Below are 26,464 nucleotides of genomic sequence, written 5' to 3' on the forward strand. Positions count from 1 at the left end.
CCATGCCCCATGCCCCATGCCCCATGCCCCAAATAATTGTCCCCGCACCTACTCGCGAAGCAGGTACGGGGATTAATTTATCAAAAAAGTTGTGTTGTGCAGCTCTAGTGCTGCGGGCGATCGAAGAGTTCACATTTTCTTCATCCAATACTTTAACAAATTTTCCTTGACCATGTTCTGCCGCATAACTTCTAGCAGATATTCCTGAGCTTGGTCTAGGCTTAAGCTTTTGACTTGTTCGCTGAGGACTTGCAGTTTGAACTGCTGTTCCATGCTGAGGCTGGTTGTAGGCATATCCATAATTCGCTCCTCCAGTTTGCTGAGATCGATGCGAGATAGATCGAAATGACGTTTCGCAGGATTTGTTGTGTCTCCTACATTGTAAACTATCATAACATTCGCTTGACAATATGTCCAAAGTAGACATTTTGAGACTAATTTGTGCCGCAAAAGTACATCTAAGTGGGGAGAGCTTTATCATAAAAAGGCGTAAAGACCGGGAAGCCTAAGCCAAAGGAGTTAGTTTGTATGGATGCAATGGAGTTTTTTCAGAGTAGTGCTGGAGAATGGCGTTCTCAGCGGAGCACTCACCACCTCGCTTTCCGCCAAGCGGAGATTGGGGATTCAAATATTCAGGTAACGGCCCTAGGTGCGGATGACGCGCGAGTGGCTGAAATTTGCCAGATGCACGAGGTAGATCCGAGTCGGGCTGCTGGGGGAGCATTTGTGACTTGGCACGGCACTATGGCGTGGGATAAGGATGATGAGAATCACAAGGGCTCTACCGTATTCGCGATCGTCCCAGATCCTGAGAATCCGCGGCAGGGTTTGATGTTGCGGGAACGGGGCTATGCGGAAATTGTGCCGGTGGCCGGCCGTTTTGAGATGGATGATGAGGATGCGCTGCTGCTGATTACGGAATACGAGACGATGAGTTCGATCGAGCGTTTTTGGTTTGCCAATCCCAACGTGCGGATGCGGACGAGTAGCGTCAAGCGCTTTGGCGGTTTCAGCACTTCAACTTTTTGCACTGAAATTCGGGTGGAACCAGACTCGGATGCAACATCAGAAGCAGCAGGAGCTCAAGTGCCCGCCAGCGAGTTTTATTCGGCTCTGGGCTGGTAATTTAGTCATTAGTCATTAGTCAGCAGTCAGCAGTCAGTAGTCATTAGTCAGCAGTGGGCTGAGTCTCGAAACGACGCCAAAGTAATGACTAATGACCAATGACCAATGACTAATGACCAATGACTAATGACTTCCCCAAAGTCAACAAATGTTACAGATTGTTGCAAAAAATCAGGAAAACCAGATTTAGATTGCGGGAATCCCCTAATCTGTATGTTGGTTAGTTGTATCGTTATGCTGGCAGCTCGCGGTATCAACTATTTCTGAAATTTGAGATAACGGAGATTATAACGTGGCGCTTCCTTTGTTAAATTACGCCCCTAAGAGCCAAAATCAGCGTGTTGCTGGTTATGAAATAGGGGGCGACGAGCAGCCGAGAGTTTTCACAACTGAAAACGTGCTCTCGTCGGGAGACATGGAAAATTTGATTTGGGCTGGATATCGCCAGATTTACAGCGAACACCAAATCCTCAAGAGCAACCGCCAAACGTTTTTGGAGTCGCAACTGAAGTTCGGCCAGATTACGGTGCGGGATTTCATTCGCGGTTTGGCGACTTCGGCTCCTTTCTTGGAGCGGAATTACCAAACTAACAGCAACTACCGATTTGTGGAAATGTGCGTGCAGCGCGTTTTGGGTCGGGATGTGTACAGCGATCGCGAAAAGATTGCTTGGTCGATCGTGGTAGCCACTAAGGGGCCTCAAGGGTTTATTGACGAGTTGGTCAATAGCGAAGAGTACCTGGGCAAGTTTGGCTACGATACAGTACCTTACCAACAGCGCCGGATTTTGCCTCAGCGTGTTGGAGGAGAAACTCCTTTCAACTTGAAGACTCCTCGCTACGGTGAGTACCACCGCTCGCAGCTAGGCTTCCCGCAAATCATTTGGCAGACGACTGTTCGCCGTTTTGTTCCTCAAGAGCAGCAAGCGAAGGCTGGCGATCCGTCCAACTATTTGGGTATGGCGCGGCAAGTCGCACCTCCTGCTACTCCTCCGCAGCGGGTGCCGTTGGCCAATATCAATATCGAGACGATGGTTCCTTACCGTCGGTAATTGATGCTGCCTGGTGCGATTATTTGTGTCGGGCGATCGATTTTGAGTCTAAAAGAATTTTGAGTTTTGAGTTTTGAGGTTTGAGTTTTTTGATAAACTTGGAATCCAAAACTCAGGACTCATAATTTTTAGCCCACATTCCGCCGTGGTAAAACTTCGTGTTACAGCGAACTCAGGTTAATTCGGCTCCACGACCTTACCGTAGTCTAATTTAATGATGCGATCGCAAAAATCAAAATAGCGGTCATCGTGACTAATTGCCAGGACGGTTTTACCTCGGTGTTTTAACTCTGGTAACAGTTGTTTGTAGAAGATTTCTCGGAAGTTGGGATCTTGATCTGCTGCCCATTCATCGAATAAATAAATGGGACGATCTTCTAAATAAGCAGTTAGGAGTGCCAGACGTTTACGCTGTCCTTGGGAAAGTTCAATCGTGGAAAAACGACCATTTTTAATTTTCATTTTTTGGTCTAATTGAAGTTTTTTCAGATAATTATCCGCTTGAATATCTAGATTATCTAAATCTAGTCCCAGCAAACGTTCAAATAAATAAAAATCATAAAATACAGTAGAAAACAACTGACGGTAATCTTGACGGTTACGATCGCTAACCATCTTAGCATCGAGATAAATCGCGCCCGCATCAGGAATATACAGTCCAGTAATTAGTTTTGCCAGAGTGGATTTACCACTACCATTTCCACCTACAATAAAAATTATTTCTCCTGGATATAACTTTAAATCAATTGGTCCCAATGTGAAACTTTCCTCCTGCTCTTTGCCGTAGGTATGACTAATACCAATGAGTTCAATACTCTGGAAATTAAGCGGTGTTTGAAGTTCAGAAGAAAATGCTTCAGAACGACTAGCAAGTGATAACCCCAATTTTTCAATATTGTGCAACGCGACGCTGGCGCGACTCAATCCAGGTAGCAAAGCAAGCGCTCGCTGTAACGGTTCAGTTAAATAAGTAATGACAAGTACGTAACCTGATAAAACAGTGGCATTAAGAGGCGTAAATTTGGGCAAAGCGAAGACTAATAAACCGACAATTACCAAGAATATTAATTGTCCAACGCCGTTAGAAATACCGAATAGTTTTACACATTCAATGTCGTAATAAAGAGTTGCTGCCGCTGTAATTTTCAGTTCTTCATTGACAAAAGCTTGATGGCGTTTGCTATTTAATTTTAGTTCTTTAATTCCATTAGTAATCGTGTGAAAATGTTTAAATAAATTATCTTGCTCTTTTCGGGCAAGGCTGAGAAATACCTGAGCTTTTGCTGACAAAATTTTCAGCAATACTAAGGCAAATGTTAATGCGATCGCCGTCACTAAAAATACTACCCACGACAACCAGTACAAGTATACCAAGCAACCTAAAATTAGTGCAATATCAATCCACAAAAAGGGGATGCTACCAATCGTGTTGCCAATCATTTCGGTATCTTCTGTTAAAGTGGCTATAATCCGATTCGTCCCGATTTCTTCTAGATGCCGAAGGGGACAAGCTAAGATCCAATCACTTAATTTCAACCGCAGTTCGTAAACGCTATTCTATGATACACTAGATAATAAATACTGAGATGTAAGATTAGTTAAAAAAGCGACGGTTGCTAATCCAATAAAACCTAAAAAGAGTTGTTCTGTTTGATTAACAGTGCTACTAATGGCATTATTAATTAACGCAATTAATGAAGCGCTACAAGCCCCGCTGATTGAACCTGTGAGGGCTGCGATCGCAACTGTAAACCAAGACGACTGGAGGAGAAACCACATCATCTTCATGATAATTCAACCTCAAAAAATGATTTTTATTTTGGGTTTTATAAAATACTAGAAATTAATTTTAAATTTCCAGGGTTTTTTTCAAATCGTGTTCCACATAATCTGGTTCACGAAATGGCTTACCATCTATCTCTACCCAAGCATGAGCTTCAAATGGTTTAAGCTTCACTCCTGTACACCATAAAACTGACTGACCTTTGCTTAAAGCGAAAAGTACGAAAGCTAATGAGAATTCTAAGCAAGCAGATCTTCCCAAATAAAATGAGCTAGATTGATGTATGGCTGTCCACGCAGTGTCTGCTTCTTCCCTGCTCATTTTACGAAAGTAGGAACGTCTTGCTAGGCGAATAAACTTGACAATCGTTATAAGAGAAAAAAGTCGTAGCATGACATGTGCTGCGGTTAGAGCCAACAAACCTCTGAGCCTATCTACCCATTTTAAGCTTGAGTCAATCGAACTCAATGACATTATTTTACTCATGATCGATATTTACTCCTGACACTAACGTTTATTGCCAATCTAGTTTTTAACTCAGTTATACTTGCTTAAAAAAATATTATAATTATTACTTAGCCAGCCACAATAGCTAGTTTATATACCGGTGGGTCTTCTGTCAAGCAAGCCAGCTTTTAACAGAGAAAAAACAAAATTCTCCATATCTTTTTTAATCACATCTTTTGAGGCATTATATGATTTTGATACTTCGTTGATTGCCAAATCAAATGAGTCATATTTTTCCAAAGCTTGCCAAAATTCAACTGCACTGTCTTTTAAAGCATAGTAAGTGTTTTTACGTAAATCCATTAAGATTATAACATCTTCAAGTATCGTTGTGGTAACGTATTTGGGAATATAAAATTTTGGCATTGTAATTTGTCCTGTTAAATACAAACAATGAAAATTAGCATCTTTAGACTTTAAGCATTTTCACTTTAAATAAGCTCGATCAAAAAAATGGTTAGAGTTAAGTACGCTACGCAGCCAAAACTCAACTTCTAATGTAATTTCAAATTGGCATAAACCTATATTAAATCCCATGCTAAAATTTTCTATTGCAATCCTAAATTTTTCTAGGTCTATTAATCCAAGGTCTGCTAAACAGGAACTTTGGAGCAATTCATTAACCTGGGTTTGATTCTGCCGTATGCCGTCAAACATATCACGCGTGTAGTCACCTTTAGTTGTTCTGTTTAGTATAATCTCTGGTAAATCATAACGAAAGGCTGCATGTAGTAGTGGCTTAAACATAAATGGAGTGGTTTTTTCCTCAGTTCTTGCACAGAGACAAGCATCAACTACCAATGAGTCCAAATAAGGGACATCTAGATTGACGCCATAAATTTCAGCTACCTGCTGGAGAATCCTGCAACTGCGCCCCATAGCATAAATACTCTCAATAGCACCATGCTGACCTGGCTGGTTTGAAAATGGTTTAGCATCTGCCATGTACTGTTGTAACTGCTGTATGACCAACTCAGTGGTTTTTTGTGTATACCAACTAGCACAACTTGGAGGACTAGACCAAGCTATAATTTTCTGAATTTGTTCATATGATATTTGACCACTTTTTAGTTTTTTAGTTTGCTGCAACAGCCAACGACGGTAAGAGGTAGTTGCCAGCTTTACAGAATTACTTATTAAAGCTATTGGTGAAATATTTTTAACTTTTGCCCAACCAAAAGAATGCCGAATTAGTGTACCTAAATGTGCATTCTGAACAAGATCTGCCAGATATGAATAGGGTGCCAAAAGAACTGCGTCACCACCATCTCCGCTCAGATGCAACTGAGAGCCTTTCGACTTAACGACTTCTAGACCATAGAGAAATCGGCCCAAGGTAGTCGCAACTGGCGCAGGCTCATCGGTCATTGGCATTTCATCCAGATTGCTATAAGCCATAGGAAATTTGTTACTATCCAAAACTACGGAGCTAATATTGGGATAAAAACTAGCCGCCTGCTGTGCATACTTTAAATCTTCCAGCTCAGTAACAGAACTACTTGCAAACGTTATAGTGTGCAATTTACGACCCTGATTAGCTAAAGTTTTAGCCGCTATTAAAGATAAGCTGGTAGAGTCCATACCACCACTCAGATCGCTAGTTACAATGTCGTATAAATCTACTCTTCGTTCAACAGCAGCGATCAACTGTTCTCGTAACTGTTCGGCTGCTTCTAACCTGTCTTTAAGCTCTGTTGGCTCTGTCCAGTATGGCTCACAGACAACCTTGCCAGGGGATACTTGCAGATAGTGGCCTGGAGGAACTATTTGTATGTTGCAAAAAGGAGAGGAATTTTTATCTATACCTATCATTCCAGGATACATTAGCCAAGCAGCAAGCCAAGATAAATTTACTTTTGCATCGATCAGTTCTTTGATCGCAACACAATGCGAAGAATACACGATCGAAGAATTTTTTACCGTGTAAAATATGGGCTTAAGGCTTGCTCTATCTGTAAAAATATAATTTTGATTCCCATCTTTGACAATAAGGTTGTAATTACCTGGCAACTTCATTAAAATCCTGTAATCTTTAGTTCTTACAGCCAAATTAATTTGGTCAAATAGAGGCTCACTATGTATCAATAATCGACCAATAATCGCCAGCTCGACTTCTCCCTGAGATAAGTAAAAATAGTCAGTTTTCTTCCAAGACCCGCAGAGGAAAAGATAACTTTTATCTTTCCATATAATCTGAGAGTTACAAGGCTTTGCGAAAGCTAGAGCAACATCTTCAGCTTCAGCTAAAAAGCCATAAAACCAACGAAACATTGTTTGCTTCATATCTTTAATTAAGCTTTGAATTTTATACAATGCCGATCAAAACTTGTTGTTATAAAGTCTTAGTACCTGTAAGTTTTTACTCTCAAACTACCCACAACTTTTTTTATTATTAGTTGTTGAAAACAGTATTTATCATGCTGTTGTGAAAATATTCTGTAGCGCGAGCACCACGCTCGCGCTATAGTCTACAGAACAAGCGGAAACGTTACAACCATAAGATACCCTACTTACCAGTAGAATCTTCTCTGATCTCGCGTGTCAGCTAAACCACCACCCAACGTGGCTTCAACTACGTTGCCAAGTGGCAATAGTTGGGGAGCTTTATATGGCTTCAGTTTGATATCTTGAGCTTGGTTTTGTAATGATTGATGATCGGTGTTCATACACTTCTCCTTTTTCAGCTTTTAGTAACTGCTTTTATAAATATATCACTAAGCCAGCAAGTTTTGGCTCAAAGCATTCATAGTTTTTTTTTTATCGTAGATACCTTGAGGTATTAAAAAAGCTTTTCAATTGAGATTTACAATATCGAATAAAATTAAAAATAAAACTCAAAGAGATACAGCAAAATATTTGAATAGAGAGAAAAAACATGAGCGATACAGTAGACTATGCCTTGACCGATGTTGTGATGGATGGCTATGTTTTACAACCAGACGGGCAACCGATTCCCCAAAGTTCTTCTCCAACAGTCATTGCTGCAGCATTACGGCTTTTACAGGTATCGCCAGGTGCGAGGATTTTGGAAGTGGGGACGGGTTCAGGTTACAGTACGGCTTTGTTGGCTCACCTTGTCGGTTCTGACGGCTTTGTCGTCTCTTTGGATGTAGACTCAAATCTGGTTAAACGTGCCAGCAGTTTATTAGCCAAAGATAATTTAGCTAATGTAAAAGTTGTGGTGGCAGATGGTCGAGAGGGCTACTCAACAGAAGCACCTTTTGACCGCATTATTGTGTGGGCAACCGCGGATCTACTCCCACACACCTGGATTGAACAATTATCTCCGGGTGGGTTAATTGTCGCACCTGTCCGATTAAGGCAATTAGCTGCTACTACAGCGATCGCCCGCGTGCGTTTGGATACCAATAAAAACCTGGTGGGAGAACGGGTAATTCCTGGGGGATTTGTCCCCTTAACTGATAAACCCTTAACTCGCTGGTATGGCCCTGCTCAAGATGCCGACATTAAAGCTGAAATTAAGATAGAAGATCCTGAAATGGAGACAGATGTAATCTGGGCTAGTGCTGAGTGGTTGCGACAAGAACAACAGAGGGAGCAAGCAGAACAAATCCTTGAATTGATGCAAGTAGCTTCACACCAGGACAGCCCTCTCGACCCCGATGAGGATGTGGAAGCTTTGCGCGCTTACTTGTTGGCTACCTATCCAGAGGGTCTGACAAGTGCATATACGCCGACTCTCGGACCAGCTATTGGTTGCAGTCAGCCCGGAAGTCTGGCTTTGCTGTCTCTGTGGGGCGAGGGTTATGCTGCGGCTGGGGAACGCGAGGCGGCAGTAAAGGTTTCAGACTGGATTTCCAGTTGGCGTACCAGTGGGCGACCGAGTTTTGAGCAGTTGCGACCTGTTTTAAACTACGTTGAGTGCGGCTATCAAGTAGGGGTAACGCTGTAGTAAGGTCTTTAGTCCTTCTTTCTGAATAAAAAAAGAAAGGACTAAAGTCCTTACTACAAACGGCGCAACCGCAATATTTTCAACAGGGTGTTGAATTGATCTGGTAAAGGTGCGATCGCCTCAATCAACTCTCCAGTTAAGGGATGTTGCAATTGCAGCCTCCAGGCGTGGAGGGCTTGTCCGGTTAAATTTACGCCGATGGAACGGTTGGAACTGTACATCGGGTCGCCGATAATGGGATGTTTGATTTCGGCTGTGTGGACGCGAATTTGATGGGTACGGCCTGTTTCTAATTGATAGTGGATTAAGCAATAGTTGCCGATTCTTTCTTTGATTGTCCAGTGAGTAACTGAGGGGCGGCCGCCTTTTTCTTCTGGCACTACTGCCATTTTTTTGCGGTCTGTGGGATGCCGACCGATTGGTAGGTCTATTGTGCCTGTTTCGGTGTTAGGAACTCCGTAAACTACGCCTAAATATTCGCGGCGGGCGGTTTTGGTTTTCAGTTGGGCTTGCAGGTGTTGGTGGGCTATGTCGGTTTTGGCGATCGCGATCGCACCTGTTGTATCTTTGTCTAATCTGTGGACGATTCCGGGGCGTTGAACTCCGCCGATTTCTGCTAGGGGACAATGGGCTAAGAGGGCGTTGACTAATGTGCCGTCTTGATGTCCTGCTGCTGGGTGGACGACTAATCCGGCTGGTTTGTTGATGATAATTAGGCTGTCGTCTTCGTAGAGGATGTCGAGGGGAATTGCTTGGGGTTCTAATTTTGTGGGCTGGGCTTCGGGTAAGGTGAGGTGGATGCGATCGCCCGTTTTGACTGATATTTTTTTCGAGGTGCAGGTTTGGTCGTTGACTTTGACGTGGCCTTGTGATATGAGGGTTTGCACGCGCGATCGGGATAAATCTGGTATCTGGTTTGACAGCCAAATATCTAATCGTTGATTAACATTATTTTGATTCAATTCCCCTGTATTTTCGACTGTATACATTTGTTCCGTGTCTATTTCTATCATTTAGTTTATTTGTAATTGGTAATTGGTGATCGATCATCGATATACAATTATACCTTAATGTAAAGTGCGTTGCTATTAGATTGTCGATTTTTCTTAGGGATTTAAGGGTGGCGAGGTACTCTACGGCTACGGATCAGATTGTTATTGAGAATATTTTAGCTCGATATTTCAATAGTCCAGATGTTGAAGAGGAGTAGTAAGGAAGCAAGTTATTATGTCCTATAATAGAAACATATTTATCGGAGATTACCATGCAAGCATATAAGCTTAGAGGTAAAATCGATGCAACTGGCAACTTGGTAGTTGTGGAACCTGTGAATATGCCACCGGGAGATGTGGAAATCATCGTCTTGCAGCTAGCCGAGCCGGTTAAAGGAGCTGACGAGTACCCAGAAACCGGGTTTTTACCAACATCCTTCACAGAAACTGCAAAAAACCCGGTTTCTTTGCTGGTAATGAGTAAATTTATTATAAAAATAACTTAAATCCAGCCGCAACAAAAATGGCAGAAAACTCCCTACGCATCAACCACGATACAGATTGCATCCAACTATTCTGGCAGCGGGGCAACTCAGCACCCCGAACCGCCCCTCCCGTCACCTTTGAACATCCCTTTGACAGCAAGGTATTAGCCGATTTGCGCTGGTATCTCGAAGAATATCTGCGCTTTCCCTACGGACTTGAACCGGAAAATGCTAAAAAAATTGAACAGAAATTGCAAGCTTGGGGACAGCAACTATTTGACTTAGTATTTCGCAGCAGCGAGAAAGCGCGGGAGTTTTTTCAGGAAGCGACACGAGCCGGATTAGATAAATGCGAAATTAGTATTGTTTCCGACAATCCAGCCGTGCTCAATTTGCCCTGGGAATTGCTGTTTGCTCCAGATTATCAATTTCTCGCACCTTTGCTGGCGGGGATGTATCGCAGTCTGAGCGAGTATGCAGTTCGGGCAGAATTGGGAACAATGTCTGACGAACAATTAAATATTTTATTAGTGATTGCTCGACCCTATGGAGAGCGCGATATTAATTTTCAAACCATCGCCCGCCCCATGCTAGAGGCACTCAAACCTATTCAAAAACAGGTAAATCTCACCGTATTGCGTCCGCCTAGTTTAAAGCAGTTTGAAGCAGAACTTAACGCGCGGAAAGGCTTTTATCATATCGTGCATTTTGACGGACATGGAGACTTTCAAGCTGACAGCAAAACTGTTCAAACTCAGTACGGCAAATCGGGAGAAGGCGTTTTAGTCTTTGAAGATAATGACGGCGAACCGGAAATAGTTACTGCAAGGGAAATTGCCCAATATTTGACTGATTGCCGCGTGCCGATTTTTATTCTCAATGCTTGCAAGTCGGGACAAGCTGGGGAAGAAGCTTTTTCTTCCGTGGCGGGACAGTTGGTGAAGTTGGGCGCGAAAGGCGTTGTCGCAATGGCTTATTCCGTATACGCGACAGGCGCGAAACACTTTATGGGACGGCTGTACGGGGAATTGGTGCGGGGACAAGACATCGCCTCTGCGGTGGCGGCGGGGCGCAAATCTATGTCCATCGACAAGCTGCGTGACAGTCCCAAAGGGCTGTTACCCCTGCAAGATTGGCTGGTGCCGGTGCTGTATCAACAGGAACCTTGCAGGCCTTTTCGGCCGAAAGCTGCGACTTCGAGTTTTGCAGATTTGATGGCGGAATCTGACACAGAGGCTACGCTGGCGGTAGATTTGCCAGAAGTTAGCGGTTACGGTTTTATCGGGCGAGATTACGATATTTTGTGTTTGGAAAGAGCTTTTCGCCAAAATCATATTGTATTGTTGCAGGGGATGGGCGGCGTTGGGAAAACTGAGTTAGCCGGAGGTTTTGCGCGGTGGTTGGGTGATACTCAGGGGCGAAAAAGTGGCGTTTTCTTCACTTCCTTTGAACGCGGTGCGGGATTGAGTCAGGTAATCAATCAAATTGGTAGGGCAAAGTGGGGCGAAAAATTCGCTTCAGCTACGGCAGAAAAACAGCAAGATGTGGTGCGAAAATATTTGCAAACTAATCCTTGTTTGCTGATTTGGGATAATTTTGAACCGGTAAATGGGTTTCCCCAGGGAAATCCGCCGCTTGTACCTGCTGGGGAAAGAGAAAGTTTGAAACAGTTTCTGAAACAGTTGCGCGGGGGGAAATCTTGGGTGCTGATTACGAGTCGGCGCGAGGAAAATTGGTTGGATTGCGGTTACGCGCTGCGGGAGTTGCGGGGATTGGTGCAGCCGGATGCGGAAGAGTTGGCGGCGCGGATTCTGAAGGAAGCGGGGGTTGACAGGGCGAAATTGCCTGGGGAATATCTGGAGTTGCTGAAACTGTTGGGGGGACATCCGCTGTCGCTGAGGGTGGTGTTGCGGCATTTGAAGGCGCAGACTCCGGTGCAGTTGATTGAGGCGCTGCGGCGGGGATTGGATACTTTCCAGGGTGCAGAGGAGGAAGGGAGGGAGAAATCGCTAACGGTGTCGCTGGATTATTCCTTTGCTAATTTGTCCGCACGGGCACGGCTGCATTTGCCGTTTTTAGGACTATTTTGCGATCGAGTTGATGCACATTGGCTTCATACTTTTTCAGAAAGTCCTGATAGTGATTTTGGACAAGCATATCAGGCGGTGTTTGGGGAAAATTTGCAGAAATCGGATTGGATTGTACTGTTGAATGAAGCGACTGCGGCAGGAATTTTGGAACATTTGGGGGAAACTATTTACCAAATTCACCCGGCATTGCCTTGGTATCTGCGACAACAGTTAGACAAAATGGGTTCGCAGGAGGTAATCAGTAACTTGGAAAAAAAGTTGCTGTTTTTCTACGCAATGTTGGCGTATAAATACCATCAGGAATTAATCGGCAATGCAGAACTGGCAAGCTTTGTGCTGCGAGTGGAAGAACCGAATTTATTGCAACAATTGCGACTGGCAGAACAGCAACAGCAATGGAATTATGCTCAAGCAATTATGCAAGCTTTGCGAGAGGTGTATGAACGGTGGGGACGCAAACCGGAACTTAAGTCGCTACGAGAACAAGGGCTAAAGAACGTGGGCATCGATTTGGCACAAGCCAAGGCGAAGGGTAAAGATGCTTTTAATTTCTGGATGCATCTGCGGGGAGAGGATGCGAATGAAGCTCTTCTAAGTGCTGATTTGGAAACAGCAAGAGCAGTTTATCAAGAAATTCAAGATGAACTTGCAGCTTTAAATGACCCCTTACTCAATAACAATATTGCTGTTATGTGTCACCAACTGGGAATGGTGACCGAAGCGCAACGGCGCTTTGAAGATGCGATCGCTTTTTACAACAAAGCTCTCAAAATTAGAGAAGATGCGGGAGATTCTCACAACGCTGCTAATCAATATCACCAACTGGGAAGAGTAGCCTTACAGCAACAGCGTTTTGAGGAAGCGATCGCTTTTTACAACAAAGCTCTCAAAATTAGTGAAGATGAGCAGGATTTTTACAATGCTGCTAAGGAATATCACGAACTGGGAAGAGTAGCCGTACAGCAACGGCGCTTTGAGGAAGCGATCACTTTTTCCAACAAAGCTCTCAAAATTTTTGAAGACGCAAGGGATGCTTACTCCGCTTCTGCTGTTTATCAACAACTGGGAATCATAGCCCATGAGCAACGGCGGTTTGACAATGCGATCACTTTTTACAAAAAATCTCTCCAAATTAGTGAAGATGCGAGGGATTTGTACAGGGCTGCTAGCGACTATGACCAACTGGGAAGATTAGCCCAATTGCAACGGCGCTTTGATGATGCGATCGCTTTTTACAATAAAGCTCTCCAAATTTATGAAGAGGCGGGGGATTCTCACAACGCTGCTAAGGAATATCACAATCTGGGAGTAGTAGCCCAAGAGCAACGCCGCTTTGATGATGCGATCGCTTTTTACAATAAAGCTCTCCAAATTTATGAAGAGGCGGGGGATTCTCACAGAGCTGCTAGCGACTATCACAATCTAGGAGTAGTAGCCCAAGAGCAACGGCGCTTTGACGATGCGATCGCTTTTTACAACAAATCTCTCAAAATTACAGAAGATGCGGGGGATTTTCACAAGGCTGCTGCTGTTTATCACAATCTAGGAGTATTGGCCCAAGAGCAACGGCGCTTTGATGATGTGATCGCTTTTCACAATAAAGCTCTCCAAATTTATGAAGATGCGGGGGATTCTCACAGGGCTGCTAGCGACTATCACAATCTAGGAGTAGTAGCCCAATTGCAACGGCGCTTTGATGATGCGATCGCTTTTTACAATAAAGCTCTCCAAATTTATGAAGAGGCGGGGGATTCTCACAACGCTGCTAAGGAATATCACAATCTGGGAGTAGTAGCCCAAGAGCAACGGCGCTTTGATGATGCTCTTGCCTATTTCCAAAAAGCATTTGCAGCTATGAGCGCAGCAAATGATTTGCCTCAAGCTTCCTCAACTCTAACTGCATGGGGCAGAACCTTAGAAGCCCAATCGAATTGGACGGAGGCGGTGAAAATTTACATTCAAGCCTTAAAAATTGACATCGAGCATAACTCTGAATGGGTTTGCTCCGATATCACAGATTTAGGGCGGATGCTCAAGCAGTTGGGAGACAGTCAGTTTCAGGTAATTTGGCGAGAGTTTACGGGTGATGAGTGTCCGGGAGAGTGGTTTTCAGCTATTCAGAAAGCCAGTGAAACAGAGGAGGAGGGAGCAGATTAATTGTGACAGGATTTACGATGGGGGCCCAGAAACCGGGTTTTTGTGAAAATATTCGTTGCGACACGCAGATTCGGGAAAAAACCCGGTTTCTTGGTGTGACGCATGGGCTCAGAAACCGGGTTTTTGTGAAAATATTCGTTGCGACACGCAGATTCGGGAAAAAACCCGGTTTCTTGGTGTGACGCGAGGGCTCAGAAACCGGGTTTTTGTGAAAATATTCGTTGCGACGCGCAGATTCACGAAAAAACCCGGTTTCTCTGGTCGTAGCGAGTAATTCCTAACTGGTATAATCATTACAATCAAAATTGTTTAACTAACTTACTCGCAATTAACAATATGGAACCGATACTCACTCCCGCCGAAATCAATAAAATGCGGCAAATGTTGCAAGATTATGCTCCCGCCCAAGAAGCCTTTGCAATGCTGGAAAAACACCAGGGCAGACTTGACAGTAGTTTTGATGAATTGTGGTTTGAAAACAACAATCTTGAATCTTACAACCGCAAATCCCTATGGCAAGTCACGCTGAAAACTCTCCGCGCGGAAATCTGCGGCAATGATGGTTTGCGCGCCCAGTTCAAAGACTACACCAAAAATCCTGGAAGTGCACCTTTGCTGACGGGATTGATTGTTGCTGTTGTCGGTTTGGGCGCTTCGTCTGGAATACCGATCGATCCTAGTATAGCTACTATTGTTGTTCTGTATCTGCTCAAAATTGGTCTTAATATTTTTTGCGAATATACTGAACCTGTGAGTTAGAATTTAGGCGCGATTATCTCGTGGATGATTCGGCGATTGAAATTAGGGCAACCACGGGGGGATTGCCCCCTACTACACAAACAAAGTCCGCCTCCGCGGACTAAGAATCACATACTTTATATATTTTTCCACTCATTTACTTACAATTATCGCAGTGCCCGCACCGCATAGATTTAGCCTCATTTGCAAAGCCAAAAGCTTGCAGCAAAAATTGCCACCGGCACTTTCGGTGTTTGAGATATTGTGCCATTTCAGCAGCGGCGGTAAAATTTTGTTTTGCGCCTTTTTGCTGTGCGGATTTGTCGATCGCATAATTGAAAGGATCTTGCCATGTTAATTGTCCGCTGCTGTGCAAGATGGAAAGGGCGATCGCGCTTTCGGGAAATTCGCGAGAAACTGCTTCTACATCGCCTTTAACTGGCAGTTGTTGGGCCAACTGCTGCGCTTCTCGGTATTGCGATCGCAATTTATCTTGAAAAAATTGTGCTCTTTGTTTGTCATCGGGATAAAGCAAACCCGTAGGTTCGCTAATCAACGTCAGGGCGATCGCCGATTTGCCGTCGCGTCCGCCTCTACCAATTTCCTGAATGTATTCCGATAATAGCAAAGGTGCTTGAAAGTGAACAACCCACCGCACATCCGGCTTGTTAATTCCCATCCCGAAAGCACAGGTACAAATCACAAATTTAAGATCGTTATTTAGCCAAGCTGTTTCTATGTTTCGGCGCGATTCAGGACTCAAACCTGCATGATAGGCTGCGGTTTTATAACCTGCACCTTCCAGCAAATTAGCCAAATTTTCGCTATCTTTTCTTGTGCGGACGTAGACTAAACCTGCTTGTTTTGGTCGAGATTTAATAAAATTTAATAACTGTTGTTTGCGTCCCCTCGGTGTCCAGACAGTCTGCACTTGCAGGTGCAGATTAGAACGGTAGGGACTTAGCAAAAATGCTTCTGGTTTTTGCAGTTGCAAGACATTTTTGATGATTTTTTGTGCTTCCGGGTTGGCGGTAGCGGTGAAAGCTGCGATCGCAATTTTACTACCTTCCGGTTTAGCTTTCAACAAAGCCGGTCGCACTGTTCCCAAACGGCGGTAAGCTGGTCGAAAGGTATCGCCCCACTGCACTAAACAGTGAGCTTCGTCTAATATTAAACCGTTGATTTGGATGTGGGGCTGACTGAGAATTTCCCAGACTGGTTTGCTGAGCAATGTTTCGGGAGACAAATACAGCAATCTCAACTTGTTTTGTTGCAGCGATTGCATTGTTTGTCGGCGCTGCTGTGCTGACAGTTGACTGTGGAGGAGGGAAGCGGGGAGATTGCGATCGCGCAATTCTTGCACTTGATTTTCCATCAAGGCGACTAAGGGCGAAACTACCAAAGTCAAGCCGGTTTGTAACAAAGCTGGCAGTTGAAAGCAGATTGATTTGCCGCCACCTGTAGGCATAATTATAATTGTATCTTTTCCTGCTAATAAACTGCTAACTATTTCTCCTTGCGGCGGTCGAAAGTCGTCGTAGCCCCAAATTTTTTGGAAAGCGGCGCGCGCTTGATTTAATAATGTTGGTTCTGGTTGGTATTTCATTTTATTTATTCCCAAATCAGAAGAGTTAATTATAGCAGACAGTCCTGGATGCAGAAGATTGAGATATATCTAAGGTGGCGCGCCCTCAGCCATTAATACCAAATCCGTTAGTATCGGAACGATTCATTTATCTGTCTGTTCTCGCTCCTCGGTACGGAAGCATCTCCGACTTGGCAAAAAGCATTTTTTGTTGAGAGTACGCGCACAGATTCTCCCTCTGCGTCCTCTGTGCGCTCTGCGGTTGAATCATTCCGGTGGAGTCGGATTTGATAGGATAACCTCGCGGCTGGCGCTCTTCAACACTAAGGGCGTTGGCACCTTACAAAATGAGTAAAATTATCATTGCTATATATTATGAATTTTGTTTGAGGCGCGATCGACAAATAAACGGAAAATGTCATATTTATTTGAGAGTTGGAGTTTTGGATTTGAGATTGCGATCGATTCTAGAGGCTGGTAAATCTCCGAATATCTTGAGCAATCCAAAATCCAAAATCCAAAATCTACCATCGCCTAAGATTGACCGTCTCGGCGGCCGAGTTCGTAAACGCCGCCGCCAATACAGGCGATCGTCCCCATAGATACCGCCCAACCAGTACCCAGAGACCATTCGACTCCCCAATTGCACAATCCGCCCGCAATCAAAAAGGGCAGAATGCTCAACAGGGAAGCGTAAAAGGCATTTTGAGATTCTCTGGCTTGGCGGGTTCTCTCAAACTCCGCTTCCGAGGTGTAGAGGGATCTTTCGGCAAAATTCATCCAGCGGTTGAGTTGCAGGATTACCCATTCTGTCAGGGGCGACAGACCCCAGTACAGGGCTAAAGACCACAATGAGGCACCGGCGATCGCAGTTGCGTCTATGGCAAAACTAAAAGGGAAAATTTCAGTAAGCATTGCTTATGTGTGTTATAAATTTGAGATTTGAGACTGCATCCAAAATCCCGTACTAAACTATAGTGTCAAACAAAAGCTCGATCGAATTCAACCGCAGCACAAATTTCACCGGGCCAATGACTTTCTGTTCGCTACAATATTTAAGCCGAAGGCTTGACACCAGTTCTCTATGCAGTAAGATACACCTTGGTTAACTGATTCGCTAGTAGATTCAGCACGCGAGGCAATCTTGCAGCGAATTGGCACAACAGACAACGCAGATTCGCCCACACATTAAACTTTCAGGAGTTAAATAAATCGTGCAAGACTCTAGGGGCCCGCTGACGGTTAAACGCTTTTTTCGCCTTAGACGGATACTACTGTTAGTTCTTTCGCTCTGTATCGTGGTGATTAGCCCTTATTTACAGCAGGAGTTGGTCAAGGCTCAGTCAGCTTTACCAACCAAAATCGCTACGGGTAAGTTGTGGCAAGAAGCTTCTTTCCCAGTCGAAAATTTTGAAGCCTACAGTTCCACCTTCGGCCCCCGTGGTGGAGATTTTCATTACGGTTTGGACATGGCGGCGCCAGAAGGTAGCTATATCCGCAATTGGTGGGGCGGTCAAGTGGTGGAAGTTTGGGAAGATGGCAGGTGCGGCACTGGTATGGTGGTGCGATCGGGAGATTGGGAGCACATCTACTGTCACCTCAGAGGTAGAGTAGAAAAAGTTAACGGCGGGCGCTATTATGTCGATCGCGAAGGCGGCCTGCAAATTTGGCAGGGTCAAACGGTGCCGGCTGGTGCGAGAATTGCCAGAGTGGGAATGACCGGCCGCACGACCGGCCCTCACCTGCATTGGGGATTGAAGTACGGCGGCCGCTGGGTAGACCCGGCTTTGGTACTTCGCGAAATGTATTCCAATCAGTCTTAATTAGTCATTAGTCATTAGTCATTAGTCATTAGTTAAGATAAAGAGTCATTAGTCATTAGTTAAGATAAAGAGTCATTAGTCATTGGTCATTAGTCATTTTTTTGGGTTAGTAGTAAAGTGCTTCAGGCGCACTCTAAAAATAGAGTCGGTGCATAATTCCTACTTCGTTAACTAATGACTAATAACTAATCACCAATGATTGATGACTAATGATTCTTTACCTGAATTAATGACTAATGACTGATGACTGATGACTAATGACTCTTTACCAACTGCCAACTGACAACTGACATAGTCATTAGTCATTAGTTAAGATAAAGAGTAATTAGTCATTAGTTAAGATAAAGAGTCATTAGTCATTGGTCATTAGTCATTTTTTTTGGGTTAGTAGTAAAGTGCTTCAGGCGCACTCTAAAAATAGAGTCGGTGCATAATTCCTACTTCGTTAACTAATGACTAATCACTAATCACCAATGATTGATGACTAATGATTCTTTACCTGAATTAATGACTAATGACTGATGACTGATGACTAATGACTCTTTACCAACTGCCAACTGACAACTGCCAACTGACTCTTTACGCTGGTTCCAATTCTTTTTTGGTCAACTCGGCGTATCGATCGACAATTTTGCGGAATTCATCACCGTCGATCGTTTCTTCATCCAACAGCACTTCAACCAGCTTGTCTACCAAATGGCGGTTTTCGCGGATAATCCGGCGGGCTTCTTCGTAGCAGTGAATAGCAATTTCCCGGACTTGCCGATCGATCTTGATAGCCATTTCTTCGGAATACTCAGCCCGCGAATTCCAGCTTTGGCCCAAAAACACCTCATTGTTCGGACTTTCCAAAGCCACAGGCCCCAAATCCGACATTCCGTAAAGCGTTACCATCTGTCTCGCTAATTTGCTGACTTCTGTGATATCGCTGCTGGCGCCGAGAGTTACTTCGGCATCGCCATAAATTTCAGCCTCTGCAGCCCGTCCCCCCAAAGCTACTGTAATCCGGCTTAACAGCCACGCCCGACTCCTCAAACCTTCGCTGTCGATCATTTCGTCGTCGAGCACGTAGTTGGCAAAGCCTGCGATACCGCCGGAACGCGGAATAATCGTGACTTTTTCTAGGGTGTCGGTATTTTTGAGCATGGCTGATACGAGGGCGTGTCCGATTTCGTGGTATGCTACTAGCCACTTTTTCTTGCTGTCGAGCAGTGGATTCAGAGTAAGCCCGATCGTGATTCGGTCGATCGCATCGTGAACTTCTAAGTTACTAATCGTGTCTTTGCGCCGCCTCGCGGTGAGAATTGCCGCTTCGTTAAGCAAGTTTGCCAAGTCAGCGCCGGAAAAGCCGGGAGTGCGGCGGGCGATCGTATCTAGGGCAACTTCTTCGTCGAGTTTTTTGTTGCGCGCGTGAACTTGCAAAATCCCCAAACGCCCTTTGTAGCTGGGTAAATCTACCGTTACTTGGCGATCGAACCTGCCGGGCCGCAGCAGGGCAGTATCGAGCACGTCAGGGCGGTTAGTCGCTGCAATCACAATCACGCCGCTGTTACCCTCAAAGCCGTCCATTTCTGTCAGCAACTGGTTGAGAGTTTGTTCGCGTTCGTCATTTCCACCGCCGATCCCAGCGCCGCGCTGCCTTCCTACCGCATCTATTTCATCAATAAAGACGATGCAGGGGGCGTTTTCTTTAGCTTTTTTGAACAAGTCGCGGACGCGGGAAGCGCCGACTCCGACGAACATTTCGACAAATTCGGAACCGGAGATGCTGAAGAAGGGGACGGCTGCTTCGCCTGCGATGGCTTTTGCCAACATTGTTTTACCGGTTCCCGGAGGCCCGATCAACAAAACTCCTCTGGGAATTTTCGCGCCTATGGCGTTAAAGCGTTCGGGTTTTTTGAGGAAGGTGACGACTTCTTGCAGTTCTTCTTTGGCTTCTTCGATCCCTGCTACGTCGTCGAACATCACGCCGGTTTTGGCTTCCATTTGGAAACGGGCTCGGGATTTGCCGAAGTTCATGGCATTTCCTTGGGATTGGGTCGATCGGCGCACAATAGCCATCAACACCGCCAACACTGCAAAAATCACCAGTAAGTTTATTACTAAACTGACCGCCGCGGCATTGTCGGCTGTTTGTTTGACTTCAAAGTCAATCTTTTTGGCGCGGATTTGCGAGTAAAGTTCTCGGTTGTTGTAATCGAACAGAGTAACAGTTTGTTCTCGATCGGTTTTTTGATTTTTTAGCTTAACTTTTGCAGTTCTTTGAGTTTCGTCTATTTCGATTTTACTGACTTGCCCTTTCTCTATGTTGTCCATGAGTTTGCTGTAACTCATGGTGTTAGGCGCGCTGTCGGCAAAAACCGGGGGCGAGAGCAATATTCCTTGAGAAATCACCAAACTGCCCAGGATGCGCCAAAGATTCCGTCCCGGCATTGATTTTTTAGGATTCTGCTGGCTCGATTTGTCTTTGTTTACAGCTAGATGCCCCAGCCATACCTGTTTCCAAGAATTTTTCATATTGGTTTTTTGCCCGAGGTTGAAGACTGCCAAGATTGACCGCTTTGGATTTGCTACATTCATTTATTTTAACAAGATGCCGGGTGTTGGATGGGTTTCTCTGTCGCTGGCTTCTCAAGAGTCCGCTTGAGAGGCCTGGTTTTGAACCCACTGCCACTGATAAACCGGGTTTTTTACTGAATTTGGGGCTTCGATCGGGGATTTTGCTCAAAAAACCCGGTTTCTCGGTCACGTCTACTCAACTTACGGACAGCGACTCAGAAACCGGGTTTTTTCCCAAATCTGTGGCTTTAATCAAGAATTTTGGCAAAAACCCGGTTTCTCGGCCACGTCCATAAATCTCAAATCTCAAATCGATTGACAGTTGCCGATCGCACTTGTTATATTAATCATAGTCGTAATGAGTACGCTTTATTTCGGCAATTATTGTTTTTAAGTTTTATGGTGAAAATTGTCGGCATTGGTGGGAGTTTGCGGGCTGGATCTTACAGCCAGTTAGCGTTGAAGGTGGCAGCAGAACGAGCGCAAGCCCTGGGCGCGGAAGTTGAAATATTAGATTTGCGATCGCTCGATCTGCCCTTCTGCGAGGGTGAGAATTATTATCCCGATTACCCCGATGTGGAAAAGCTGCGGAATGCGGTAAAGCAAGCCGACGCTTTGATTTTAGCAACGCCGGAGTATCACGGTAGCGTCAGCGGTGCTCTCAAGAATGCCCTCGATTTACTCACTTTCGAGCATTTGGACGGCAAAGTTGCGGGTGCGATTAGCGTTTTGGGAGGGCAAGTTAACAGCAACGCACTTAACGATTTGCGAACTATTTTGAGATGGGTGCACGCTTGGGTAATTCCCGAACAAATTGCGATCGGACAAGCTTGGAACGCTTTTAGTCCTGACGGCAAATTGTTGGATGAAAAATTGTCTGAAAGGTTCGATGAATTTGCTCGCAGTTTAGTAGAAAATACGCGGAAATTGCGAGGAATTTCTTAGTATAAGGACTGTTAGCTGTTATTTGTTAGCTGTTATTTGTTAGTTGTTATTTGTTAGTTGTTATTGGAAATTGAGAGGTGGAAAGTGGCAATTCGTAGCAAGTAACCAATAACCAATAACCAATAACCAATAACCAATAACCAATAACCAATAACCAATAACCAATAACCAATAACCACTAACTACTGACTACTGACTACTGACTACTGACTACTGACTACTGACTACTGACTACTGACTACTGACTACTGACTTCAAAATGGCATATCGATGATTTCTCCGAAAGGATGCGGTACGTCGATCGCCATTCTTCCGGGTTTTGACTCGTACTTATCAATCCACTTTTTCGCCAATTCCAAAGCTTCCTCTTCAGTCTTGGCATTTTGGACGGCGACGTGGCGGTTGCCGCGGCTATCCCAAACTTCGACGTAGAATACTTTCTGGGATTGCATAATCCAACCTTTTTGACAACTCCCCAGCCTGAAGGCGTGGGGATTCTTCCTTCACCCAACATCGCCTCTAAAAGCAGTGCCTTTAGATGGTCTTACACGTTGTCCAGAAGCAGTAGCGAGATGCCCTCCCGCCAAAATTCGTAAACCTTCATCTCTGATGTTGATAGCCGCGTTGATATCCCTGTCATGCCTCATGTGGCATTTAGGACATTGCCAACTACGTATCTCTAAACTCAGAAGATCTATTTGATGCAAGCAGTTATTACAAGTCTTTGAACTCGGAAAAAATCGCTCTACTTCAATATATATTTTCCCTGACCATTGGGCCTTGTATTTTAACATGGTGGAAAATTTACTCCAGCCAGCGTCAGTAATTGACTTGGCTAGCTTGTGGTTTTTCACCATGTTTTTTACGGCGAGATTTTCTACTACGATGACTTGGTTTTCGTCAACTAATTTACGACTTAGTTTGTGTAAAAAATCTTCTCGGCATCTAGTAATTTTTACCTGGATTTTAGCAACTTTAATTCGTGCTTTGTTCCTATTAGCAGAACCCTTGTGCTTGCGGCTGAGTTGCTTTTGCTTTTTAGCAAGTCTTACCTCATATTTGCGATAATATTTGGGATTGCCGTGCTTGGTTCCATCTGAAGTAATGGCATAATGAGTTAATCCCAGATCTATGCCTACAGCTTTACCTTCTGATGTTGAATATGGCTGGTTTTTACCGTCATCATAGAGACAAGCTGCATAGTATTCCCCAGATGGTGTCAGAGATACAGTCACAGACTTTAATTTTCCGACGGGAAATCGAGATATTTTGCCGTAAATTTTACCTAATTTTGGCAAAATTAAGTAGCTACCATCTAGTTTTATTTTTTGAGGAAAACGAATAGATTGCTTTTGTTCCTTCTTCTTAAAATTTGGATATTTAGCCCTCTTTTCAAAGAAATTTAAGAAGGCAGTAGACAGGTCTAACGCTGCTTGCTGCAAACATTGTGATGGAGGTTCTGTTAACCATTCATGTTCTTTTTTTAAAGATGGTAGTAGGTTAATTATCTGATTACGACTTAAACCTTTACCTGTTGCTTTGTAGGTTTCGTTAGTAAGGTTGAGAGCAAAATTGTAAAACCATCGCGCACAGCCAAACGACTTAGCCAGCAATGCCGCTTGCTCGTCGGTTGGATAGATTCTGTACTTATAGGCTTTTAACACATAGCTTACCAAACCACTCATACTATGGTAAACTAAAGTGAGCTAAATGTAAAGTCCCCCTACAAGGGGAGGTTTTAAACCCAATTTTTATGATAACTATCTGCTGGTTCCATAGTTGAAATCCTTAAATCATCGGGCGGGGAGTTGGACTGGCGACCTAATTGTAAATATTGCACCGTGTAAAATGAATTTTACGCTGGTTTCTATAGTATTTTTGGAAAAAAGTCAGTTTTACGGTTAACCTCATGACTAGACTCTTCAAGCAATTATTTAACTGGAGAAAATATCTCCAACCAGCGGCGGCGGCGATCGCGATCGCCCTGATCGCCTCGCAGATAGCGGTGTTGCCGGCGTTGGCGACTGGCGTGTATGAGTTTCCCCTGTTGTCGGCGGGCGATCGAACTTGGGTGTTCGACAAAGGCGACGTACTCAGCCGTAGCAGCGAAAGCAATATCAACAGCGAACTCGACAAGGTGGAAAAGCAAACTGGCAAAGAAGTCAGGTTTGTCACCATCCGTCGCTTAGACTACGGCGAAACAGTTGCCACTTTTAGCGATCAACTATTTGAACAGTGGTTTCCCACAAAAGAAGACCAGGCTAATCAAATTTTACTCGTTCTCGACACTGTTACCAACAGCGCGGTAATTCGCACCGGCGAAGGGGTGAAATCCCTGCTACCTGATGAAATTGCCCAGAGTGTAGCAGGGGAAACCCTGCAGGTTCCCCTGCGGGAAGCTAACAAATACAACGAGGCTTTGACTGAGGCCAGTTCGCGCATTGCTACTGTTTTGTCCGGTGAACCAGATCCGGGCGCGCCTAAAGTTGTTGACAACATTCAAGTTGAAGGCACCTTTAAAAAAGCTGAAGAAACAGAACAAGGTAATGCCACAGTTGTTGTGGTTGTGCTGTTGGTGTTGGCGACAGTGATTCCCATGGTGACTTATTTCTGGTATCAAGGTTTTTCGTAATCGCGTACTGCTAAATCCGATAAGTTACCTTTTTTTCCGGAAATTCGGGCGAGGCTGGACTAATCTTGAACGTATTCTCGATCGCTCAACAATGCAAGTTCTGCCCGTACAAATTCCCGTCCCAGATAAGCCGCGTGATCTAACATTGTCACCGGGCTGGGGCGGGTTTCTTCTAGGATTTTGACGCAAAGTTCTTTGGCGGTTCTGCCGCTAAACAGCGTGCACTGAGTGCGTTCTACCTTGCCACGGGCGGGGATGGGTTTGCCGGTTTCGGGATCGACAGCCAGACCGCGATCGTCGATGATGTTGGTGAAGTGTTTGGCACAAATTAAGCTGGTTTCGCGATCGAGATAGATGATGAAGTAGCCGCCTGGATCGAGGTCGATGTGGCGTTTGGAGAGCTTGTCATCGATGGCGGTGAGGTTTTCCAAGGTTTGACTCATGGTTGGTGAAAGGAAGTAAACAGTAGCTATATTTTTTTTGCTATTCCTAGTTTAGTGGGCTGCGGGACCAGTTTGGGAATTTTGGGCGATCGACATTATAGGCGATATCTGCAGACACGGCAATTTCCTGTCCGGCGCTGGGTTTTTGTTTAAATGAGTATTATTAACCGCAGAGAGCGCAGAGAACGCAGAGTGAAAGAAGAAAGAGAAACAAAATCTGTTATCTTTAGCTTTAGCAAGATTTAGGATTAAATTATCGATGAAATTTATAGATTTATTTTCGGGAATAGGAGGTTTCAGACAAGGTTTTGAAAAAATTGGCTTTGAATGCGTTTTTTCCTGCGAAATTAACAGCAAGTGTCGAGAAGTGTACGCAGACAATTTCGGCGAAGTGCCTTTTGCAGACATCAGTAACATCAATCCCGCCGAGTTAGTAGATTTTGATGTTTTAGTCGCCGGTTTTCCGTGCCAACCTTTTAGCATCTGCGGCAAAAAGCTCGGCTTTGAAGATACTAGAGGCACGCTATTTTTCGATATTTGTAAAATCATCAAAGTAAAACAACCTCAAGTAGTTGTCCTGGAAAATGTCAAGCACTTAATCCATCACGACAAGGGAAATACCTTAAAAGTAATTATCGCCAGCCTTGAAGATTTGGGCTACAGCGTGAATTACAAAATGCTGAATGCTAAAGACTTTGGACTTCCCCAACACCGCGAAAGAATATTTATTATTGCAACTAAAGGTAAATCCTTCAATTTTTCATTCCTAAAAAGCAAGTTTCCTCCCAAACTCAGGGAATTTCTAGACGAGACGGGGGATTTTGAAATATTGGATAAATCAGAATATACTTTAATTGATTATCCGAGAAAGCAAGATTCGGGACTTGTGTTTGTAGGATACAGAAATAAAGGTACTTGGAAAACTGGGGTGAGGCCGAATACAGAACATTTGTCGAGGGTGCACAGACAGCCGAATCGCATTTATTCGGTGGATGGCGTGCATCCGACAATTCCTTCGCAAGAAACATCGGGCCGGTTTTTTGTCTATTTTCCCGATCGAAATTTGGTGAGAAAGTTAACGCTGAAGGAATGTTACCGTCTCATGGGTTTTCCTGAAGATTTTAAGACTTATTCCAGTGCGGGGGAGAGTTACAAGCAAATTGGGAATTCGGTTTGCGTGCCGGTGGTGGAGGCGATCGCGCAAGAAATATTAAGTCAAAACTTATTGTATGATGATCCAAATAAACAGCAGACAAAAACAGAAGAATATATACAGCTTGTCGTCTTAAATTGCTGATATCAACTTGACGAAGATTCCCATACAATTCGAGACTGTCTTGCTAACAAAAGTGCAAGCTCATCAGCCCTTGGACGGTTATCTTCACGATAGGGCAAGCCTATAATACTGCCATGAGATGAAGAGTCACATACTACATTTAGACCTAATTCTCGAATTTCCCCTACATTAAGGCTAGCAACTCCTTCACAGTTTCTCAATGCACTCAAAGATTGCTGAATGGAAAAATTGACAGAAATACCCTGTTCGTTTATACGTTGGCGCAAATAGTAGGCATCCGATTTGACGATCGATCTATCTCGATCTATCCATCCTTTTCGGAGAGCTCGGTAAACAAGT

The 26,464-nt window shown here is 44.3% G+C and carries 24 protein-coding genes; 11 read left to right on the forward strand and 13 right to left on the reverse strand.

Translation table 11 applies throughout. The features are described 5' to 3' along the window. Positions 1-129: 129 nt before the first annotated feature. Positions 130-300 (reverse strand): NblA/ycf18 family protein, encoded by a 171-nt coding sequence (locus IQ263_RS11885; RefSeq protein ID WP_194067610.1) that lies wholly within the window; start codon positions 298-300, stop codon positions 130-132. Positions 301-528: 228 nt separating this feature from the next. On the opposite strand from IQ263_RS11885, the gene IQ263_RS11890 reads away from it, so the two are divergent. Continuing rightward, the gene (locus tag IQ263_RS11890) at positions 529-1,125 is read left to right on the forward strand and encodes a phycobiliprotein lyase (RefSeq protein WP_194067611.1); all 597 of its coding nucleotides are present in this window, start codon (positions 529-531) and stop codon (positions 1,123-1,125) included. 292 nt (positions 1,126-1,417) lie between these two features. Then, complete coding sequence (locus IQ263_RS11895; RefSeq protein WP_194067612.1) at positions 1,418-2,176, forward strand: phycobilisome rod-core linker polypeptide; 759 nt, start codon at positions 1,418-1,420, stop codon at positions 2,174-2,176. 177 nt (positions 2,177-2,353) lie between these two features. Here IQ263_RS11895 and IQ263_RS11900 read toward each other — a convergent pair whose 3' ends face one another. Then, entirely contained in the window at positions 2,354-3,712 is a 1,359-nt protein-coding gene (locus IQ263_RS11900; protein WP_228049989.1) for a cyclic peptide export ABC transporter, read from the reverse strand. Between the two features lie 133 nt (positions 3,713-3,845). Here IQ263_RS11900 and IQ263_RS28490 point away from each other — a divergent pair, with 133 nt between their 5' ends. Then, positions 3,846-4,016, forward strand: a complete 171-nt coding sequence (locus IQ263_RS28490; RefSeq protein ID WP_228049990.1) for a hypothetical protein — start codon at positions 3,846-3,848, stop codon at positions 4,014-4,016. A gap of 9 nt (positions 4,017-4,025) precedes the next feature. On the opposite strand, the gene IQ263_RS11905 is transcribed toward IQ263_RS28490, so the two are convergent. The 4 genes from IQ263_RS11905 to IQ263_RS11920 all read right to left on the reverse strand — a co-directional run bounded on the left by IQ263_RS11905 (position 4,026) and on the right by IQ263_RS11920 (position 7,132). After that, positions 4,026-4,445, reverse strand: coding sequence for a lasso peptide biosynthesis B2 protein (locus IQ263_RS11905; RefSeq protein WP_194067613.1), 420 nt, complete (start codon positions 4,443-4,445; stop codon positions 4,026-4,028). A 111-nt stretch (positions 4,446-4,556) separates the two neighbouring features. Continuing rightward, positions 4,557-4,832: a PqqD family protein gene (locus IQ263_RS11910; protein ID WP_194067614.1), complete on the reverse strand. Its 276-nt coding sequence runs from the start codon at positions 4,830-4,832 to the stop codon at positions 4,557-4,559. A gap of 60 nt (positions 4,833-4,892) precedes the next feature. Beyond that, entirely contained in the window at positions 4,893-6,779 is a 1,887-nt protein-coding gene (locus IQ263_RS11915; protein WP_228049991.1) for an albusnodin/ikarugamycin family macrolactam cyclase, read from the reverse strand. A 197-nt stretch (positions 6,780-6,976) separates the two neighbouring features. After that, positions 6,977-7,132 (reverse strand): hypothetical protein, encoded by a 156-nt coding sequence (locus tag IQ263_RS11920; RefSeq protein ID WP_194067616.1) that lies wholly within the window; start codon positions 7,130-7,132, stop codon positions 6,977-6,979. A 209-nt stretch (positions 7,133-7,341) separates the two neighbouring features. Between IQ263_RS11920 and IQ263_RS11925 the strand changes: the two genes are divergently transcribed. After that, entirely contained in the window at positions 7,342-8,379 is a 1,038-nt protein-coding gene (locus IQ263_RS11925; protein ID WP_194067617.1) for a protein-L-isoaspartate O-methyltransferase family protein, read from the forward strand. 53 nt (positions 8,380-8,432) lie between these two features. On the opposite strand, the gene IQ263_RS11930 is transcribed toward IQ263_RS11925, so the two are convergent. Further along, a complete protein-coding gene (locus IQ263_RS11930; protein WP_194067618.1) occupies positions 8,433-9,392 on the reverse strand; it encodes an RluA family pseudouridine synthase in 960 nt (319 codons plus the stop codon). Between the two features lie 251 nt (positions 9,393-9,643). On the opposite strand from IQ263_RS11930, the gene IQ263_RS11935 reads away from it, so the two are divergent. The 3 genes from IQ263_RS11935 (at position 9,644) to IQ263_RS11945 (ending at position 14,862) form a co-directional block, all read left to right on the forward strand. Then, positions 9,644-9,877: a hypothetical protein gene (locus tag IQ263_RS11935; RefSeq protein ID WP_194067646.1), complete on the forward strand. Its 234-nt coding sequence runs from the start codon at positions 9,644-9,646 to the stop codon at positions 9,875-9,877. A 17-nt stretch (positions 9,878-9,894) separates the two neighbouring features. Then, entirely contained in the window at positions 9,895-14,103 is a 4,209-nt protein-coding gene (locus tag IQ263_RS11940) for a tetratricopeptide repeat protein (RefSeq protein ID WP_194067619.1), read from the forward strand. Positions 14,104-14,439: 336 nt separating this feature from the next. Then, positions 14,440-14,862 (forward strand): hypothetical protein, encoded by a 423-nt coding sequence (locus IQ263_RS11945; protein WP_194067620.1) that lies wholly within the window; start codon positions 14,440-14,442, stop codon positions 14,860-14,862. Between the two features lie 136 nt (positions 14,863-14,998). Here the strand turns inward: IQ263_RS11945 and IQ263_RS11950 are convergent, their stop codons facing one another. Both IQ263_RS11950 and IQ263_RS11955 read right to left on the reverse strand, forming a co-directional pair. Beyond that, positions 14,999-16,447: a RecQ family ATP-dependent DNA helicase gene (locus tag IQ263_RS11950; protein ID WP_194067621.1), complete on the reverse strand. Its 1,449-nt coding sequence runs from the start codon at positions 16,445-16,447 to the stop codon at positions 14,999-15,001. Between the two features lie 513 nt (positions 16,448-16,960). Further along, complete coding sequence (locus tag IQ263_RS11955; RefSeq protein ID WP_194067622.1) at positions 16,961-17,341, reverse strand: hypothetical protein; 381 nt, start codon at positions 17,339-17,341, stop codon at positions 16,961-16,963. Positions 17,342-17,637: 296 nt separating this feature from the next. On the opposite strand from IQ263_RS11955, the gene IQ263_RS11960 reads away from it, so the two are divergent. Further along, complete coding sequence (locus IQ263_RS11960) at positions 17,638-18,249, forward strand: M23 family metallopeptidase (RefSeq protein ID WP_370589097.1); 612 nt, start codon at positions 17,638-17,640, stop codon at positions 18,247-18,249. A 579-nt stretch (positions 18,250-18,828) separates the two neighbouring features. Here the strand turns inward: IQ263_RS11960 and ftsH are convergent. Continuing rightward, complete coding sequence (ftsH, locus tag IQ263_RS11965) at positions 18,829-20,766, reverse strand: ATP-dependent zinc metalloprotease FtsH (RefSeq protein WP_194067624.1); 1,938 nt, start codon at positions 20,764-20,766, stop codon at positions 18,829-18,831. Between the two features lie 303 nt (positions 20,767-21,069). Here ftsH and IQ263_RS11970 point away from each other — a divergent pair, with 303 nt between their 5' ends. Beyond that, the gene (locus tag IQ263_RS11970; RefSeq protein ID WP_442922693.1) at positions 21,070-21,753 is read left to right on the forward strand and encodes an NADPH-dependent FMN reductase; all 684 of its coding nucleotides are present in this window, start codon (positions 21,070-21,072) and stop codon (positions 21,751-21,753) included. A gap of 254 nt (positions 21,754-22,007) precedes the next feature. Here IQ263_RS11970 and IQ263_RS11975 read toward each other — a convergent pair whose 3' ends face one another. Both IQ263_RS11975 and tnpB read right to left on the reverse strand, forming a co-directional pair. Then, positions 22,008-22,205: a hypothetical protein gene (locus IQ263_RS11975; RefSeq protein WP_194067625.1), complete on the reverse strand. Its 198-nt coding sequence runs from the start codon at positions 22,203-22,205 to the stop codon at positions 22,008-22,010. 51 nt (positions 22,206-22,256) lie between these two features. Continuing rightward, positions 22,257-23,417 carry an IS200/IS605 family element RNA-guided endonuclease TnpB gene (tnpB, locus tag IQ263_RS11980; RefSeq protein ID WP_194067626.1) on the reverse strand — a complete coding sequence of 387 codons (1,161 nt, stop codon included), beginning with the start codon at positions 23,415-23,417 and terminating at the stop codon, positions 22,257-22,259. Positions 23,418-23,662: 245 nt separating this feature from the next. Here tnpB and psb32 point away from each other — a divergent pair, with 245 nt between their 5' ends. Continuing rightward, complete coding sequence (gene psb32, locus IQ263_RS11985) at positions 23,663-24,385, forward strand: photosystem II repair protein Psb32 (RefSeq protein WP_194067627.1); 723 nt, start codon at positions 23,663-23,665, stop codon at positions 24,383-24,385. A 59-nt stretch (positions 24,386-24,444) separates the two neighbouring features. Here psb32 and IQ263_RS11990 read toward each other — a convergent pair whose 3' ends face one another. Continuing rightward, positions 24,445-24,828: a DUF4346 domain-containing protein gene (locus IQ263_RS11990; RefSeq protein WP_194067628.1), complete on the reverse strand. Its 384-nt coding sequence runs from the start codon at positions 24,826-24,828 to the stop codon at positions 24,445-24,447. 259 nt (positions 24,829-25,087) lie between these two features. Here IQ263_RS11990 and IQ263_RS11995 point away from each other — a divergent pair, with 259 nt between their 5' ends. Then, positions 25,088-26,125: a DNA cytosine methyltransferase gene (locus IQ263_RS11995; protein ID WP_194067629.1), complete on the forward strand. Its 1,038-nt coding sequence runs from the start codon at positions 25,088-25,090 to the stop codon at positions 26,123-26,125. Positions 26,126-26,464 lie beyond the last annotated feature (339 nt).

The sequence above is a fragment of the Tychonema sp. LEGE 06208 genome (assembly GCF_015207505.1).
GTDB lineage: Bacteria > Cyanobacteriota > Cyanobacteriia > Cyanobacteriales > Microcoleaceae > Microcoleus.